Raw genomic sequence first — 15,497 nt, forward strand, 5'->3', positions numbered from 1 at the left:
GACCGGCGATGTCGGCACTGGAATTTCCCAAAACTCCGTCAGACAAGAAGGCCCTGGAGGAAGGCGCGGTGTTCTCGCCGCGCTTCGACGCCGCCGGCCTTGTCACCGTCGTCGTCACCGACGCCGAAGACGGCATGCTGCTGATGGTCGCGCATATGAATGCGCAAGCCCTGGCGCTGACACTGGAAACCGGCATCGCCCATTACTGGTCGCGTTCGCGCAACGCGCTTTGGAAGAAGGGCGAAACCTCGGGCAATTTCCAGCATGTGGTCGAGATGCGCACCGACTGTGACCAGGATGCATTATGGCTGCGCGTCAAAGTGTTGGGCCACGACGCAACCTGTCACACCGGCCGGCGTTCATGTTTTTATCGGACGGTGGGGCTTGTCGACGGCAAGGCGACGCTTGTTGACGACGGCAGCAAGCCGCTGTTCGATGCGGAAATCACGTATCGGAAGCCATCAGCTTGAACCTTCTACTTCACGCCAACCACACAGATTCATCATTTCGATACGGCCTGTCCGTATATTAGTCTTGGGACAAGGGAGATCATGATGCTCGAGTGGGCGTCATTGCGGAACAGACCAGATGTCAGGGAGGCCAACGGCCTGACCTCTTCCGGCGGCGCGCCCGAAACGAAATCTCCCAAGAAAACAGGCATTTCGCTCGCTTTGGGCGGCGGTTGCGCCAGAGGCTGGGCCCATATCGGCGTGCTGCGCGCGCTCGATGAAGCCGGCATCGAAGTTTCGATGATCGCCGGCACCTCGATCGGCGCGCTGGTCGGCGGCTGTTATCTCGCTGGCAAACTGGATGAGCTGGAAGAGTTCGCCCGCAGCCTCACCAAGCGGCGCATTTTCGGCCTGCTCGATCTCAATCTGCGTGGCAGCGGCCTGTTCGGCGGCATGAAGCTCGACGCCCGCCTGCGCGAGCATGTGGCGGGCGTCCGTTTCGAGGACCTGCCAAAACCCTTCGTCAGCGTCGCAGCGGAAATCCGCACCGGCCACGAGATCTGGCTGTCGAACGGCTCGCTGATCACGGCCATGCGCGCGTCCTACGCATTGCCTGGCGTGTTCGAGCCGGTGAATTGCAACGGCCGCGTGCTGGTCGACGGTGCGCTGGTCAATCCGGTGCCGGTATCGGTCTGCCGCGCTTACGAACAGCCGCTCGTCGTGGCTGTCAACCTCCACTACGACCTGTTCGGCCGGGCCGCCGTGATCAAACACAGTGCTGGCGAACTGGTTGTCGAAAGGGACGCGCCGCGCCCCGGCCATGTCGACGCCGGGCACCAGTCGCATCAGTCACGCCTAGGCATCACCGGCGTCATGGTCGAGGCCTTCAACATCATCCAGGACCGCATTTCGCGCGCCAGGCTGGCCGGCGATCCGCCCGACATGTCGCTGCAGCCCAAGCTCAGCCATATTGGCCTCACCGAGTTTCACCGCGCCGACGAGGCAATCCAGATCGGCTACCAGGCGACAATGGCGCAGATCGGCGAACTGACCCGGCTGCAGACCGTTCTCGCCTGAACAAGTCCCGATAGCGCTCACGCCCGCGCCGCATCGACAATGCGGAATTGCACCGTGCGGTTGCCGTTCCAGTAATTGCCCGACAGCGAGCCGGCGACGTGTACGCTCTTGCCCCGATGCTTGAACAGGAATTCGCCAAGCACCGTATCAACGGCACGAAAGGCGATCGCCTGGATGCGGCCGCCGCTGTCCGACTGCAATTCGCAGCGTATATGGTTGGTGCCGACCGACCGGGCGTCGGCCAACCGATGACGCGGCAGCACGAAGACCGGCGCGACATGGCCGGCGCCGAAGGGGCCGGCCTTTTCCAGCGCGTCGAGCAGGCCGAGCGTCGCGCCTTCGGCGGCGAGCGCCCCGTCGATCGCCAGGCTTTCCTCGTCCTGCAGCCGAAACACGTCGGCCGCCGCCCGTTCCTCGAAAAACGCCCTGAGCTCACCCAGCCTGGCGCGCTCCACGGTGATGCCTGCCGCCATGCCATGGCCGCCACCCTTGACGATCAGCCCGGCGTCAGCGGCTTCACGCACCAGCCGGCCGAGGTCAAATCCCGACACCGAACGGCCCGAACCGGTGCCGATGCCCACGGCGTTGAAGGCAATGGCGAAGGCCGGCCGGCGCGCATGATCCTTCAGCCTCGATGCGAGCAGGCCGACGATGCCGGGGTGCCAGTTGTTGCTGGCGGTGACGACGATCGCCGGGCCGCTGCCGCCTGCAAGCTCGGCATCGGCCTCGGCGCGCGCCGCGGCCAGCATCTCCTGCTCCATCAGCTGCCGCTCCTGGTTCAACCGGTCGAGCGTCTCGGCGATGGTCCGCGCCTCGACCGGATCGTCCGTCGCAAGCAGCCGGCTGCCAAGTGCCGCATCGCCGATGCGCCCGCCGGCGTTGATGCGCGGCCCGATCAGATAGGCGAGGTGGAAGGTGCTGACAGGCTCGCCAATGCGCGATACCCGCGCCAATGCGGCCAGCCCCTCGTTCTTCTGCTGGCGCGCCATTTGCAGCCCCTTGACGACAAAGGCGCGGTTGACGCCGGTAAGCGGCACGACATCGCACACGGTGGCAAGCGCGACGAGATCGAGGAGCGACAGCAGATCGGGCGGCGCGACATCGCTCAGGCCCCGCAGGATTTTTGCGGTCTGCACCAGGGCGAGGAAGACGACACCGGCGGCGCACAGATGACCCTGCCCCGAAAGATCATCCTCACGGTTTGGATTGACGACAGCGATCGCCGCTGGCAAGGCGCCGCCGACCTGATGGTGGTCGAGCACCACGACGTCGGCACCGGCTTCGTTGGCCGCATCGACGGAAATGGCACTGTTGGTGCCGCAATCGACGGTGACGATCAGCGTCGCGCCGCGCGAGACGAGTTCGCGCATGGCATCGGGATTGGGCCCGTACCCCTCAAAGATACGGTCCGGAATATAGATTTCCGACGGTATGGAGAAATGCGCCAGGAACCGCTTCAGCAAGGCCGACGAGGCGGCGCCGTCGACATCGTAGTCGCCGAAGATCGCCACCTTTTCGCGCGCCATCACCGCCGCGGCGATGCGGGTGGCCGCCTTGTCCATCTCGGTCAGCGACGCCGGATTGGGCAGCAGGTCGCGGATCGTCGGGTCGAGGAACCGCTCGGTCTCATCGGCGGTAACGCCGCGTCCAGCCAGAACGCGCGCGACGATGTCGGGCACGCCATGGCCTTGCGCGATGGCAAGCGCGACCATGTCCTGCCGTTCGGTCAGCCGGTGCTCCCAGGAGAGACCGGTGGCCGACTGCCTGACATCGAGGAAGAGGCGCCTTTCGCCCATTATGCGCTTTGCCAATTCATGATCGGCCGCACGATAATGCATGTCGCCCAAAAGTCTGCAGCGGTTTCGGGATGACGATATGCACAGTCTGGTAAAGCCAGGCGGTTCGCGGCGGGTGGCATCGCAGGAAAATTCAAGAAAAACTACGCTTTCCGCTTTTCAGCCTGGCGCCTGATCCATTCGTCGGCGGCGTCCCCCATCGTCTTTTCCCGACCGTCCTTGAGCCAGGCCATGAAGAGCCGGTCGAACCCGAAGCTATCGCCGCATTCGCGGGTGAAGAAGCGGCGGACATTCTGGGTGTTGCGATAGGATTTGGTGATGGGCGTGGCACGCGAAATCGGATCCGCGTGCCAGTCGAACGCTTTCATCATCAATCCTTGCGCGACCAGGTTCAGATGCAGCCATGGGCTAGCAACTGCGATGCGGCTTCGCAAGCAGGTCTAGAACTTATCCAGATCCTGGTGCCGGGCCTTGATCTCCCGCACGGTGCGTGACGAGGAGCGCAAGACGATGGTGTGCGTGGTGATGTAGGTGCGACCGAACTTGACGCCGGCCAGCATGTTGCCGTCGGTGACACCGGTGGCCGCGAACAGCACGTCGCCGCGCGCCATGTCTTCGGCATGGTATATCCGCTTCGGATCGGAAATCCCCATCTTTGCCGCGCGGGCCATCTTTTCAGGTGTGTCAAGCAGCAGCCGGCCCTGCATCTGGCCGCCGGTGCAGCGCAATGCGGCCGCGGCCAAAACGCCCTCGGGCGCGCCGCCAGTGCCGAGATAGAGATCGATGCCGGTTTCCTCCGGATCGGTGGTGTGGATGACGCCGGCAACGTCGCCGTCGCCGATCAACCGGATCGCGGCTCCCGTGGCGCGCACGGCATCAATCAGCTTGGCGTGGCGCGGCCGGTCGAGGATGCAGGTGGTGATGTCGGACACAGCGACGCCCTTGGCCCGCGCCAGGCTCGCGATGTTCTCGGCCGGCGAGGCGTCGATATCGATGACGCCTTCGGCATAGCCCGGACCGATGGCGATCTTGTCCATATAGACGTCAGGCGCGAACAGCAGGCTGCCCTTCTCGGCAATGGCGATGACGGCAAGCGCGTTGGGCAGGTTCTTGGCGCAGATTGTCGTGCCTTCGAGCGGATCGAGCGCGATATCGACGGCCGGACCTTTGCCGGTGCCGACCTCCTCGCCGATATAGAGCATCGGTGCTTCGTCGCGTTCGCCCTCGCCGATCACCACCGTGCCCTTGATGGCAAGGCGGTTGAGCTCCTGGCGCATGGCGTCGACGGCGACCTGGTCGGCAGCCTTCTCATCGCCACGGCCGCGCAGCCTGGCGGCTGCCACGGCGGCCCTTTCGGTGACGCGCACCAATTCCATGGTGAGTATCCGGTCAAGGCCGGCGACGATGTTCTGGGCCACATTCATGTTCGGGAAATCCTCGTTCGCAACCGCCTCCCGCCGGAGGCGGGCCTGTTTTGTCAAACGAGCATGACAACGGCAAGACCTGCCGGATGTTTTATCGAAAGGCCAGCAATATCAATCGATTGAACCGTATTTCCGAAACGATTGTGGCCCGGTCGCAAGCGACCGAGCCACCCTGAAGACACCCAATTGTGGGTTTCGCGGTCTAGAAAACCGCGAGGTATTTGAGCAGCGAAATGATGCCGATAATGATGACGATAACCTGCACGATCTGTCGCATCTTGGCGTCGAGCGGCAGGCGCTGCACCAGATAGAGAACGAGAATGATGACGAGAAATGTGATCAGAATGCCGATCAGCATGGATGAAGCCACGGTGCCCTCCTTGAAATGATTTTCTGAAATGAGAGCCGGCAACGCCGGCTCAAGCCCGGCGCGCTCAATACCAACGGCGCGACGTGTCGTTGTTCAACGACTGGCCGACCGCAATCCCGGCCAGAAAGCCGAGCAGGCCGATCACCCCGACCACGGCGGTCGTCGTGCCCGGGTTGTCGCGCGCCACGTCCGAAACCGCCTGAGCCTGGCTGCGCAACTGCTGCGCGGTTCGCGATGCACGCGCCGCGGCCGTGTCGTAGAAATCCGAAGCCTGCTCGCTGGCGTCATCGAGCATTTCCGCGCCCCGCGCCGAAATGCTCTTGTTGATCTTGGTGATCTCCTTGCGCAGTTCGGCGATCTGCTTTTCCAGGGTTTTCTGGATGTCGTCGATGGCTGGCGTGTCGGATTTGTTGGTATCGGCCATGAAGTGGCTCCCTTGGTTGCTGACCAAGAGAACGGCGCCGCAACGAATTCGTTCCGGTCTATTCGCGGCAGGCCGCCATCGGCTTGAGCGATCGCGGGATTCTTCCCCTTGGGGACGAAGTTACCCTGCCCGCTCGATGCGGATGACCTGCGGCTTGTCGGTCAGGTGACCGTCCTTGGTGATACCGTCGACGGCCTTGCGGACGGCGGCCTCGGTGGTCTCGTGCGTTACCAGGATCACCGTCTTCTGCTGCGCCTCGGCCTCGCCATTGACCGCGTGCTGGACAATCGATTCCAGCGAAATATCGTTGTCGGCCATGCGCTTGGCGATCGCGGCGAAGACGCCGATGCGGTCATGCACGGTCAGCCGGATGAAGTAGCCGCCGGCATGGCTGCGCATCTGCGCCTTCTTGTAGGGCCTGAGTTCCTTCGCCGGCCGGCCGAAGACCGGGCCATGCTGGAAGCCGGGCCGGCTCTTGGCGATATCGGCAACGTCGCCAATGACGGCCGAGGCGGTGGCATTGCCGCCGGCGCCGGGGCCTGAAAGCAACAATTCGCCAAGGATATCGGTCTCGATCGCCACCGCATTGGTGACACCATGCACCTGCGCGATGACGGAAGCCGTCGGCACCATGGTCGGGTGCACGCGCTGCTCGATGCCGCTTTCGGTGCGCTGGGCGACGCCCAGCAGCTTGATCCGGTAGCCGAGATCGCCGGCCGCGCGGATGTCGGCCTGGGTGATGTTGGAAATGCCTTCCATATAGATGTCGTTGGCGGCGATCTTGGTGCCGAAGGCAAGACTGGTCAGGATCGACAGCTTGTGCGCGGTGTCGTGGCCCTCGATGTCGAAGGTCGGGTCGGCCTCGGCGTAACCCAGCCGCTGCGCATCCTTCAGGCAAGCGTCGAACGAGATGCCCTCGGCCTCCATGCGGGTCAGGATGTAGTTGCAGGTGCCGTTGAGAATGCCGAACACGCGGGTGACCGAATTGCCGGCCATCGCCTCGCGCATCGTCTTGATGACGGGAATGCCGCCGGCCACCGCCGCCTCGTAGTTGAGCAGCACGCCTTTCTTCTCGGCGATCTCGGCCAGCGCCACGCCATGCTTGGCGAGCAGCRCCTTGTTGGCGGTGACGACGTGGCGGCCGGCTTCGAGCGCCGCCTTGACCGACAGGCGCGCCGGCCCCTCATCGCCACCGATCAGTTCGATGAACACGTCAATCTCGGCCGTCTGCGCCATCTTGACCGGATCGTCGAACCATTTCGCCGAACTGACATCGATGCCACGGTCGCGCTTCGGGTCGCGCGCCGAAACCGCCGACACGACGATGTCGCGCCCGCACTGCCGGGTCAGCTCCGCCGCCTTGTCGCGCAGCACGCGCGCCACCGATGCACCGACCGTGCCAAGTCCGGCAATTCCAACACGCAGAGCTTCAGCCATGGAAGGCGACGTCCCTCAAAATCAGATCGAATTTTTGCTTAGCGGTGGGCGGACAGCGGCACCACATTGTTGGGCTGTTTGGCGCTGGTCGACAGGAAGCGCTTGATGTTGCGCGCCGCCTGGCGGATCCGGTGCTCGTTCTCGACCAGCGCCACGCGCACGAAATCGTCGCCATGTTCGCCGAAGCCGACGCCGGGCGCCACCGCCACATCGGCGTGCTCGATGAGCAGCTTGGAGAATTCGAGCGAGCCCAGATGCTTGAACGGCTCGGGGATCGGCGCCCAGGCGAACATCGAGGCGGCCGGGGCCGGAATGTTCCAGCCGGCGCGCCCGAACGAATCGACCATCACGTCGCGGCGCTTGTGGTAGACCTCGCGGACCTCGGCGATATCGGCGCCATCGCCATTCAGCGCATGCGCCGCCGCCACCTGAATCGGCGTGAAGGCGCCGTAGTCGAGATAGGACTTCACCCGGGTCAGCGCAGATATCAGCCGCTCGTTGCCGACAGCAAAACCCATGCGCCAGCCGGGCATGGAGAAGGTCTTCGACATCGAGGTGAACTCGACGCAGACATCGATGGCGCCGGGCACCTGCAGCACCGAAGGCGGCGGGTTGCCGTCGAAATAGATCTCCGAATAGGCAAGGTCGGACAGGATGATGATGTCGTTCTTCTTCGCGAACGCCACCACGTCCTTGTAGAAATCCAGCGAAGCGACCAGCGCCGTCGGGTTCGACGGATAGTTGAGGATCAGCGCCAGCGGCTTCGGGATCGAGTGGCGAACACCGCGTTCCAGCGCCGGGATGAAGCCATCATCGGGCTCGACCTGCAGCGAACGGATGACGCCGCCCGACATGATGAAGCCGAAGGCGTGGATCGGATAGGTCGGATTCGGGCACAGGATGACGTCGCCAGGCGCGGTGATCGCCTGCGCCATGTTGGCGAAGCCTTCCTTCGAGCCGAGCGTGGCCACCACTTGCGTGTCGGGGTTGAGCTTCACGCCGAAGCGGCGCTGATAATAGGCGGCCTGGGCGCGGCGCAGGCCGGGAATGCCGCGCGAGGAGGAATAGCGATGCGTGCGCGGATCGCGCACCACTTCGCACAATTTGTCGACGATGGCCTTGGGCGTCGGCAGGTCCGGATTGCCCATGCCGAGGTCGATGATATCGGCGCCGCGCGAACGGGCGCTGGCCTTGAGCCGGTTGACCTGCTCGAACACGTAAGGCGGAAGCCGGCGGACCTTGTGAAACTCTTCCATGGCAGTTCCAGACAGCAAAAGGAGTGTTGGGCGCGCGCTATATACTCATTTGCAGGTAGGGTCGAGGGCGGGATCGCATTTGCCTTCGATCTGCTTCAGCGTCTGCGGACCATGCTTTTTGGCCAGGTCCGTCAGCGCCGCCTGGTTGGCAACCCCGGCGCCGCCTCTATTTTTGGCCCCCTGCGCGCTGCCGTCAGCCTTGAGTTCGGCGAGCTTGGCGTTCGTCTCGGCTTCCGTCAGCTGCTTGTTCGCCACTTTGGGCGGGATGTTGAGGTTCGGAAAGGTGCCGGTATCCTTTGGGCCTGCATTCTCGGCCATCGGCACCGGACCGCTGGTATTCGTGCTAGAACACCCGGCGATCCCCACAAGCACGATCGCCGCGCCGACGCGGCAAAACCGTACGGCAGCAAAAAAAACATTCTCGCCAATATTAATCGTCATATTGTTTCCTTGGCAGCCGGGGTAGAGCGAGATTGGACCCTGTCGGATGTCCCATGTTAATATGTCAAGAAAACGCTTCGGGAGGAACCCCGCGAACCATGTCCAAAACACCCGATTCGGGCAAAACGGAAGATGACGAGCCTTCGACCGTCGAGCAATATCTGGTGAAGGATCCGGAGCGCTTCGCGTTGAACATGGCGCGCATGATCGAGCAGGCCGGCAAGGCGGCGTCCGCCTGGGCCGAGCCGCGCGAGCGCGGCGAAGTGCGCGATCACGTCGCCGAGCCGGTCGTCGACATGGTCAAGACGTTTTCCAAGCTCAGCGAATACTGGCTCGCCGACCCGCAGCGCGCGCTCGAAGCGCAGACGCGGCTGTTCGCCGGCTACATGACCGTGTGGGCGAACGCCATCCAGCGTGTCAGCCCCAACGCCGAAGGTCCTGACGACGCCGTCAAGCCGGAGCGCGGCGACAAGCGTTTCCAGGACCCGGAATGGGGCCGCAACGCCTTCTTCGATTTCCTCAAGCAGGCCTATCTCGTCACCTCGCGCTGGGCGTCCGAACTGGTCGAGCACGCCGAAGGTCTGGACGAGCACACCCGCCACAAGGCGAGCTTCTACGTCAAGCAGGTGTCCAATGCCATCTCGCCATCGAATTTCATCCTGACCAACCCGGAACTGTTCCGCGAGACCGTAGCTTCCAACGGCGAGAACCTGGTGCGCGGCATGAAGATGCTGGCCGAGGACATCGCCGCCGGCAAGGGCGACCTGAAGCTGCGCCAGGCCGATTATTCGCCCTTCGAGATCGGCAGGAACATCGCCACCACACCCGGCAAGGTGGTGGGCCGCAGCGATGTCGCCGAGATCATCCAGTATGATCCGGCGACCGATACGGTGCTGAAACGCCCGCTGCTGATCTGCCCGCCCTGGATCAACAAGTTCTACATACTCGACCTCAACCCGCAGAAATCCTTCATCCGCTGGGCGATCGAGCAAGGCCACACCGTCTTCGTCATCTCCTGGATCAACCCGGACGAGCGCCACGGCGCCAAGAACTGGGAAGCCTATATCAGGGAAGGCCTGCAATACGGCCTCGACACAATCGAGAAGGCCACCGGCGAACGGGACGTCAACGCCATCGGCTACTGCGTCGGCGGAACGCTGCTGGCGGCGGCCCTCGCGCTGATGGCCAGGGAAGGCGACGACCGCATCAAGTCGGCGACCCTTTTCACCACGCAAGTCGACTTCACCCATGCCGGCGACCTGAAAGTCTTCGTCGACGAGGAACAGGTCGCGGCGGTGGAAAAGTCGATGAACGAAAAGGGCTATCTCGACGGCACCAAGATGGCGACCGCCTTCAACATGCTGCGCTCAGGCGACCTGATCTGGCCCTATGTCGTCAACAACTACATGCGTGGCAAGGACCCCCTGCCCTTCGACCTGCTCTACTGGAATGCCGATTCGACCCGCATGGCCGCGGCCAACCATTCCTTCTATCTGCGCAATTGCTATCTCGAGAACAACCTCTCGCGCGGCACGATGGAACTGGCCGGGCATACGGTCTCGCTGGGGGATGTCACCATTCCGATCTACAACCTCGCCTCGCGGGAAGATCACATCGCGCCGGCGCTGTCCGTCTTCCTCGGTTCGAAATATTTCGGCGGCAAGGTCGACTATGTGATGGCGGGCTCCGGCCATATCGCCGGCGTCGTCAATCCGCCCGCATCCAACAAATACCAGTACTGGACCGGCGGCACGCCGACCGGTGATTTCGGCGAGTGGGTGGCCAAGGCAACCGAACATCCGGGATCCTGGTGGCCGCATTGGCAAAGCTGGATCGAGGCCAAGGACAACACCCGCGTGCCTGCCCGCAAACCCGGCAAGCATATGAAAACCTTGGGCGATGCCCCCGGCAGCTACGTGAAGGTGCGTGTGTAACGGACTGTAATGTGTGGTGAGTTGACGGCTTGTCAAAAGCGGGCGAAATGGTGTCGTCAACCATCTAGCAGCCGCAATTTGGCAATCACTGCAAAAATACTTCCAGGCTTGCGGATTTGACACAGGTCTCGTTTCCGGATCGGAGACAAAGGTCACCTTGGACAGCGGCTTCCAGTGCCTCGCCAAGGACGTACCGACCGGACATCGAGGGGGAATTTGACTTTGAAATCAGCAGGATGGAGCCTCGCAAAGGGAGAACGCAGCGCCATCTTGGCAGCGCTCTTCTGCGTGCTCCTGGCCTCCTGCACATCGGCCGGCGACCCGACAATGTCGGTCGGAATGCCCGGCTACAACGCCTCTTCCTCGGACATCAACGCGGCCGCCACCGGCAAGCCCGTCGCCACCGCCGATTCGACATCGCAGACAACAGCCACACAAACGACCGTGATGAGCGAAGGTGATACGGCGCTGCCCGAAAAAGTCGCCTACGTGCCGGTGGCCAAGCCGCAGGCCGCCTTTCCGCTGACAACGCCGGCCGGCGCTGAAACGATCGCGGGACAAACGCCGCAGGCCTTGCAGCAGCCGACCCAGACGGCGCAGCAGACCGACGCGGTCGCCCAGAAGATCGCCGCCGCCGATGCCGCGGTGACAACGCCAAAGCCGGCCGCGGCGCCGGAGATGAACAATCCGGTCTATGTGACCGCGGGTGAGCCGCCACAAGCCGACGCGCCGAAGAAACGGGGCTTCCTGGCCTCGATGTTCGGCGCCACGCCCGCTTCGGCCACACCGGCTCCGCTGATCAACACGCGATCGGGCGAACAGCCGGCCGCACTGGCCAAGCCCGCGCCTGCGGCGGCAAGGCCGATCATCACTTTGGCCTCGGCCGACTCCACGGCAAAGCCGATACAATTGGCCTCGACCGGCGACGATGCCGACCACATCACCGGCAGCGATGCCTTGCCCGGCGTGCGCCAGACCGCCCTGTTCGAGATCAAGCGCAAATCCGGCCTCGACGACGAAAGCGACGTCGATCTCAATGAGGACGAGGGTCCGATCGGCGGCAGCTATCAGGTTGCGTCCGCCGCCGGCATGGCCCGTCTCGCGCCCAACGGCCTGCTGAAGCAGAACGAAACCGTCGACGTCGCCTGCCTGAAGCCGTCGCTGGTGCGCGTACTGAAGACGATCGAAGGCCATTACGGCCGCAAGATGGTGGTCACATCGGGTTACCGCGACCCGGCCCGCAACCGCCGCGCCAACGGCGCCAAGAACTCGCTGCACATGTATTGCGCCGCCGCCGACATCCAGGTGCCGGGCGTCTCCAAATGGGAGTTGGCGAACTACATCAGGACCATGCCCGGCCGCGGTGGCGTCGGCACCTATTGCCACACCGAATCGGTCCATGTCGACGTCGGCCCCGAGCGCGACTGGAACTGGCGCTGCCGTCGGCGCAGCGGCGGTGGCGACGGCTAAAGGCACGATTTGACGGGCCGAAGGCTGTTGGCTGCCAGGATTGTTCCGCCAACATCGCTCCAGTGGAACATCCGCAAACATTCGAGATTGGCCGAAGCGTCCTCAACTTCGTCATCCACGGGCGGAGCGATGGGGAGTCTCCACAAGCCATGCGGTCGCGGTGAAACACCTAATTCCAAAGCCCCGCAAAAAAGTTGTCCAAGGCGGCACCTGACGGGTTGCCGGTTGCGCACAACGTCAGTATAAGCCGCTTCGTCTGAGCGCGCCCATCGTCTAGCGGTTAGGACACCGCCCTTTCACGGCGGTAACAGGGGTTCGATTCCCCTTGGGCGTACCAGACTTTCGAGCGCTGAGCTCCATCCCCTATTTGCCGAATATTCAGTCGTCTCTCAGACGCCCTTGGCTGAGCCCGAAGCAACCGCGTCAACCATCTTATTAGCAAGTGCTTGTATTCCTCGTAATGCCGGATCATTATCCAACCATCAGGTCGCTGAAGGGGTAGAGCGCCATGGAGCTGAGTTGCTATGATCCGAGCGGGAGCATTTTTGCATCACCCGCCTTCCTTAACCTCACGGCTGTTTTGATCATTCTGGCCGCCTTCGCCGCGGCGCGGCTGATTGCAATGTCACGCTCGGATTCCCTCGACCAGCTCCAGTTCGCGCCGATCCGCCCTGCAAGTTGAGGACGGTGGTTTCTTGCCGTCAGCGGTCATGCTCTCGACGGTATGCGCAATAGCGATGTTGAGGGGGCGCCATCTTGTTCGTTGATTACTACGAACTTCTGGAAATCAGCCCGAACGCCAACTCGGAAACGATAGAACGGGTATTCCGCTATTTTGCCATGCGCTACCATCCTGACAATCAGGACACCGGCAATGAATCGCGCTTCAGCGAAATCCTGGAAGCCCACAATGTTCTGAAGGATCCGGTCAAGCGCGCGCGGTATGACATTCAGCACAAAGAGCATTTGAACCTGCGCACAGAGCTGATCGGGGATGCCAGCAGCAATACAACCATCGAACGTGATGTGGCCATTCAGGCAAAATTGCTCTCGTTGCTCTACGTCAAACGCCGACAGGACGTAAACAATCCCGGCATCGGCGATACAGAGATCGAACGTCTGTCAGGCTGTCCACGAGAGCATCTTGAGTTTCATCTCTGGTATCTGAAGGCCAAGGGCTGGATTGGAAGGATCGAGAACGGAACCTTTGCGATCACCGTGGAAGGCATCGATCGCGCCAATTCCGAACATCGCCGTGATACCACGACAAGACTGCTGGACCATGCGGGCTGAAACGCGCAAGCCCTGGTCAGCGTCCGATTGCCTAACCGCCGACCAGCGGCACGGTAACGGTCGTGGCGTAATTGATCGGAAAGGTGCTGAGGTAAGGAAAATCGACCACGAAGGCATAGGTGGCGGTCAGATGCGCCATGCGGAAGCCGCCGCTCACCGGGTCGATGGCGATCGTCACGTTCACATCCTTCAGACCCAATGCCTGCAACTTCTGCGTGGCGATCGACTGGATGTCCGCCTGGGTCAGCGTGTTCTGAAGCTGCAGCGAGCGCGATGATGTCTCAAGCGTGTAGCGAACGCTGGACACCGAATGCATCGACCAGCCCAAGGCGAAGATCCCGAACAGCAATATGATCAGGAACGGCGCGATCAGCGCAAACTCCAACCCGGCCCCGCCCGATCGATCCTGCCTGAACATGCCTGCCCTAGCGAACACGGATCACCTCCAGATGGCCGATGACGCTGGAAGCGGAAAAGACGCCGAAGGTGAAGGGCGGCGTCCAGGTGGCGGATGCCTGGATCTGAACATAGACCGACGGCACCTTTGGCCCGCTGCATAGAGTGGAGGCGTCGACCACCGTCGTCCCGCACATATAGATACGGCTTAACGTGACCTGGCCGTCCGCCGGCCGTTTCTCCCAGCTCGAAATGGCAACGGCCTGCGTCGCCGTGTCATTGGCCGATCCTTCCATGATCAGGTTCGCGGCGGTCTTCACCCCGGCGCGCATCGACAGCGAGCTCGCCACATAGGACCAGCCGTCGATGATACCGAGCAGCGCCGCGCACAGGAACGGCAGCACCATCGCGAACTCGACCGCGGCAACACCTGAAGCGTCGCCAAGGATTCGCTTTGATCGACGTTTCACGGAGGCTACTCGACCAGCGCGACGGACTGCGTCGCCGGAATGTCGCGCATTCCCAGGCTCGTGCAATCCTGGCTGATGTTTGAGCTGCCGGACCACTGGATCAGATCCGCAACGACCTGGGTGCACCCGTTCTTGCCGGAGAAATTGCCGAGATAATTGACCTGCTGCTTGGGGAAATACAGCGCGCCCGTCAGCAGCGAATCCGCCGTGCCGTTGAAGGTGCTCTGTCCGCCGGTGCTCGTTCTGTCGCCATACATCAGCACGCCGGAATAGATGCCGGACGTCGGCGCGCTCAGGGACACGGTGGCGTTGCCATTCATCGAGACGCGCGAGCCGCCGGCGAGGTAAATCGTGACGCCGTCACCTGAGACATTGGCGTTCGCATTCACCTTGAAATCGCCACTCTGGATGACATAGACGCCGGGCTGCAGCGTGACGGTGCCGCTGAGGCTGAGCCCGCTGCAGTAGGTGCCGGGCTTCAACGTCGACTTGTTGGCGTTCTGGCACGGGTTCGAAGCGGCCGGGGCCGGCAGGTCGGCAAATGGATCGGCGGCAGGCAGCGCCTGGGTTATCGGGGCCGCGCAGACGGTCGTAACGGGATTGCTGAGAGAAACACCGCCCCCCGATATCAGGCAATCGGCCTGGAGGGCCGCCGAGCCCTGGAGCTTGATGGCATCCGATGCGATCGAATTGGCCATGACCGAGCAGCCAATGATCTTGACGCTGGTGTTGCCGGAAAACAGCGCCGCCTGCGAGGCGGATGGGTCGAGCGCGAGCACGCAGGCCTTCGAAGCGTTGATGATTAGGGCCACCGCCCTCGCCTGCTCGGGCACCTGGCCTTGGGTGAAGATCGAGGTGAACATCCTGTTGAGGTTCTGGCCGACGATGACCTCGACCGCTTTCTTCGCCGTATTCGGCCCGGACGCCGGCGGCGTGTTGACGGTGATCGTGCCGGAGCCCAGCCCGTTCGTCGCTGCCGACTGCGTCGCGGCCGCGATGATCGTCGGCTTGTCGGAACCCGAGATCTGTTCAAGCGCGCCGGCATAGGCCGCGGCATCGGCCGTCGCCTGCAGTCTCAGGCTGTTGTAGTACCAGTAGGAGGTTTCCACACCGAAGCCGGCTGCGCCGACGACGATCGGTAGGCTGAGGGCGAAGATGGTGGCAACATTCGCCCTTGTGCTCCGGCGTATACCGGTCGCGACGAGCCGAATTCGGGTGAAGCGATTGAAAGCCATAGCTTAAATTAGAAAGCATGCATAT

16 protein-coding genes and 1 tRNA gene are annotated in these 15,497 nt (G+C 62.8%); 6 read left to right on the plus strand and 11 right to left on the minus strand.

The annotated features are described in order from the left end of the window. Positions 1 to 8 precede the first annotated feature (8 nt). Together hisI and AC1DPX_RS18535 are read left to right on the plus strand one after the other, a co-directional pair. Entirely contained in the window at positions 9 to 470 is a 462-nt protein-coding gene (hisI, locus tag AC1DPX_RS18530) for a phosphoribosyl-AMP cyclohydrolase (protein WP_477238627.1), read from the plus strand. 84 nt (positions 471 to 554) lie between these two features. Continuing rightward, a complete protein-coding gene (locus AC1DPX_RS18535) occupies positions 555 to 1,526 on the plus strand; it encodes a patatin family protein (RefSeq protein ID WP_202354145.1) in 972 nt (323 codons plus the stop codon). 17 nt (positions 1,527 to 1,543) lie between these two features. Here AC1DPX_RS18535 and recJ read toward each other — a convergent pair whose 3' ends face one another. From recJ to AC1DPX_RS18575, 8 genes are all read right to left on the minus strand, one after another. Continuing rightward, positions 1,544 to 3,322: a single-stranded-DNA-specific exonuclease RecJ gene (recJ, locus tag AC1DPX_RS18540; protein WP_477238629.1), complete on the minus strand. Its 1,779-nt coding sequence runs from the start codon at positions 3,320 to 3,322 to the stop codon at positions 1,544 to 1,546. Positions 3,323 to 3,465: 143 nt separating this feature from the next. Beyond that, a complete protein-coding gene (locus AC1DPX_RS18545; RefSeq protein ID WP_477238631.1) occupies positions 3,466 to 3,756 on the minus strand; it encodes a DUF6434 domain-containing protein in 291 nt (96 codons plus the stop codon). 6 nt (positions 3,757 to 3,762) lie between these two features. Next, the gene (gene glpX, locus AC1DPX_RS18550) at positions 3,763 to 4,746 is read right to left on the minus strand and encodes a class II fructose-bisphosphatase (RefSeq protein WP_477238633.1); all 984 of its coding nucleotides are present in this window, start codon (positions 4,744 to 4,746) and stop codon (positions 3,763 to 3,765) included. Between the two features lie 202 nt (positions 4,747 to 4,948). Further along, the gene (locus AC1DPX_RS18555; RefSeq protein WP_172228433.1) at positions 4,949 to 5,116 is read right to left on the minus strand and encodes a Thivi_2564 family membrane protein; all 168 of its coding nucleotides are present in this window, start codon (positions 5,114 to 5,116) and stop codon (positions 4,949 to 4,951) included. 64 nt (positions 5,117 to 5,180) lie between these two features. Further along, positions 5,181 to 5,540, minus strand: a complete 360-nt coding sequence (locus AC1DPX_RS18560; protein ID WP_202354143.1) for a hypothetical protein — start codon at positions 5,538 to 5,540, stop codon at positions 5,181 to 5,183. Between the two features lie 120 nt (positions 5,541 to 5,660). After that, entirely contained in the window at positions 5,661 to 6,977 is a 1,317-nt protein-coding gene (locus tag AC1DPX_RS18565; protein WP_477238635.1) for a homoserine dehydrogenase, read from the minus strand. Positions 6,978 to 7,015: 38 nt separating this feature from the next. Next, on the minus strand, positions 7,016 to 8,233 hold the full coding sequence (locus AC1DPX_RS18570) for an LL-diaminopimelate aminotransferase (RefSeq protein ID WP_477238637.1): 1,218 nt from the start codon (positions 8,231 to 8,233) through the stop codon (positions 7,016 to 7,018). Positions 8,234 to 8,278: 45 nt separating this feature from the next. Beyond that, on the minus strand, positions 8,279 to 8,674 hold the full coding sequence (locus AC1DPX_RS18575) for a hypothetical protein (RefSeq protein WP_477238639.1): 396 nt from the start codon (positions 8,672 to 8,674) through the stop codon (positions 8,279 to 8,281). Between the two features lie 98 nt (positions 8,675 to 8,772). Between AC1DPX_RS18575 and phaC the strand changes: the two genes are divergently transcribed. The 4 genes from phaC to AC1DPX_RS18595 all read left to right on the plus strand — a co-directional run bounded on the left by phaC (position 8,773) and on the right by AC1DPX_RS18595 (position 13,371). Further along, positions 8,773 to 10,608, plus strand: coding sequence for a class I poly(R)-hydroxyalkanoic acid synthase (gene phaC / locus AC1DPX_RS18580; RefSeq protein WP_202354140.1), 1,836 nt, complete (start codon positions 8,773 to 8,775; stop codon positions 10,606 to 10,608). A 216-nt stretch (positions 10,609 to 10,824) separates the two neighbouring features. Next, positions 10,825 to 12,078 (plus strand): YcbK family protein, encoded by a 1,254-nt coding sequence (locus AC1DPX_RS18585; protein ID WP_477238641.1) that lies wholly within the window; start codon positions 10,825 to 10,827, stop codon positions 12,076 to 12,078. A gap of 262 nt (positions 12,079 to 12,340) precedes the next feature. Continuing rightward, positions 12,341 to 12,415 (plus strand) — tRNA-Glu (locus tag AC1DPX_RS18590). Positions 12,416 to 12,834: 419 nt separating this feature from the next. Next, a complete protein-coding gene (locus tag AC1DPX_RS18595) occupies positions 12,835 to 13,371 on the plus strand; it encodes a DnaJ domain-containing protein (protein ID WP_477238643.1) in 537 nt (178 codons plus the stop codon). 31 nt (positions 13,372 to 13,402) lie between these two features. Here the strand turns inward: AC1DPX_RS18595 and AC1DPX_RS18600 are convergent, their stop codons facing one another. Genes AC1DPX_RS18600 through AC1DPX_RS18610 form a run of 3 tightly spaced genes read right to left on the minus strand, consistent with a single transcriptional unit; the run spans position 13,403 to position 15,472 of the window. After that, entirely contained in the window at positions 13,403 to 13,807 is a 405-nt protein-coding gene (locus AC1DPX_RS18600; protein WP_477238645.1) for a TadE/TadG family type IV pilus assembly protein, read from the minus strand. Then, a complete protein-coding gene (locus AC1DPX_RS18605; protein ID WP_477238647.1) occupies positions 13,797 to 14,237 on the minus strand; it encodes a TadE/TadG family type IV pilus assembly protein in 441 nt (146 codons plus the stop codon). Before AC1DPX_RS18605 ends, AC1DPX_RS18600 begins: the two co-directional genes overlap by 11 nt. A gap of 5 nt (positions 14,238 to 14,242) precedes the next feature. Continuing rightward, complete coding sequence (locus tag AC1DPX_RS18610; protein WP_477238649.1) at positions 14,243 to 15,472, minus strand: pilus assembly protein TadG-related protein; 1,230 nt, start codon at positions 15,470 to 15,472, stop codon at positions 14,243 to 14,245. Positions 15,473 to 15,497: the final 25 nt, after the last annotated feature.

This window comes from Mesorhizobium sp. 01N446 (genome assembly GCF_056399285.1).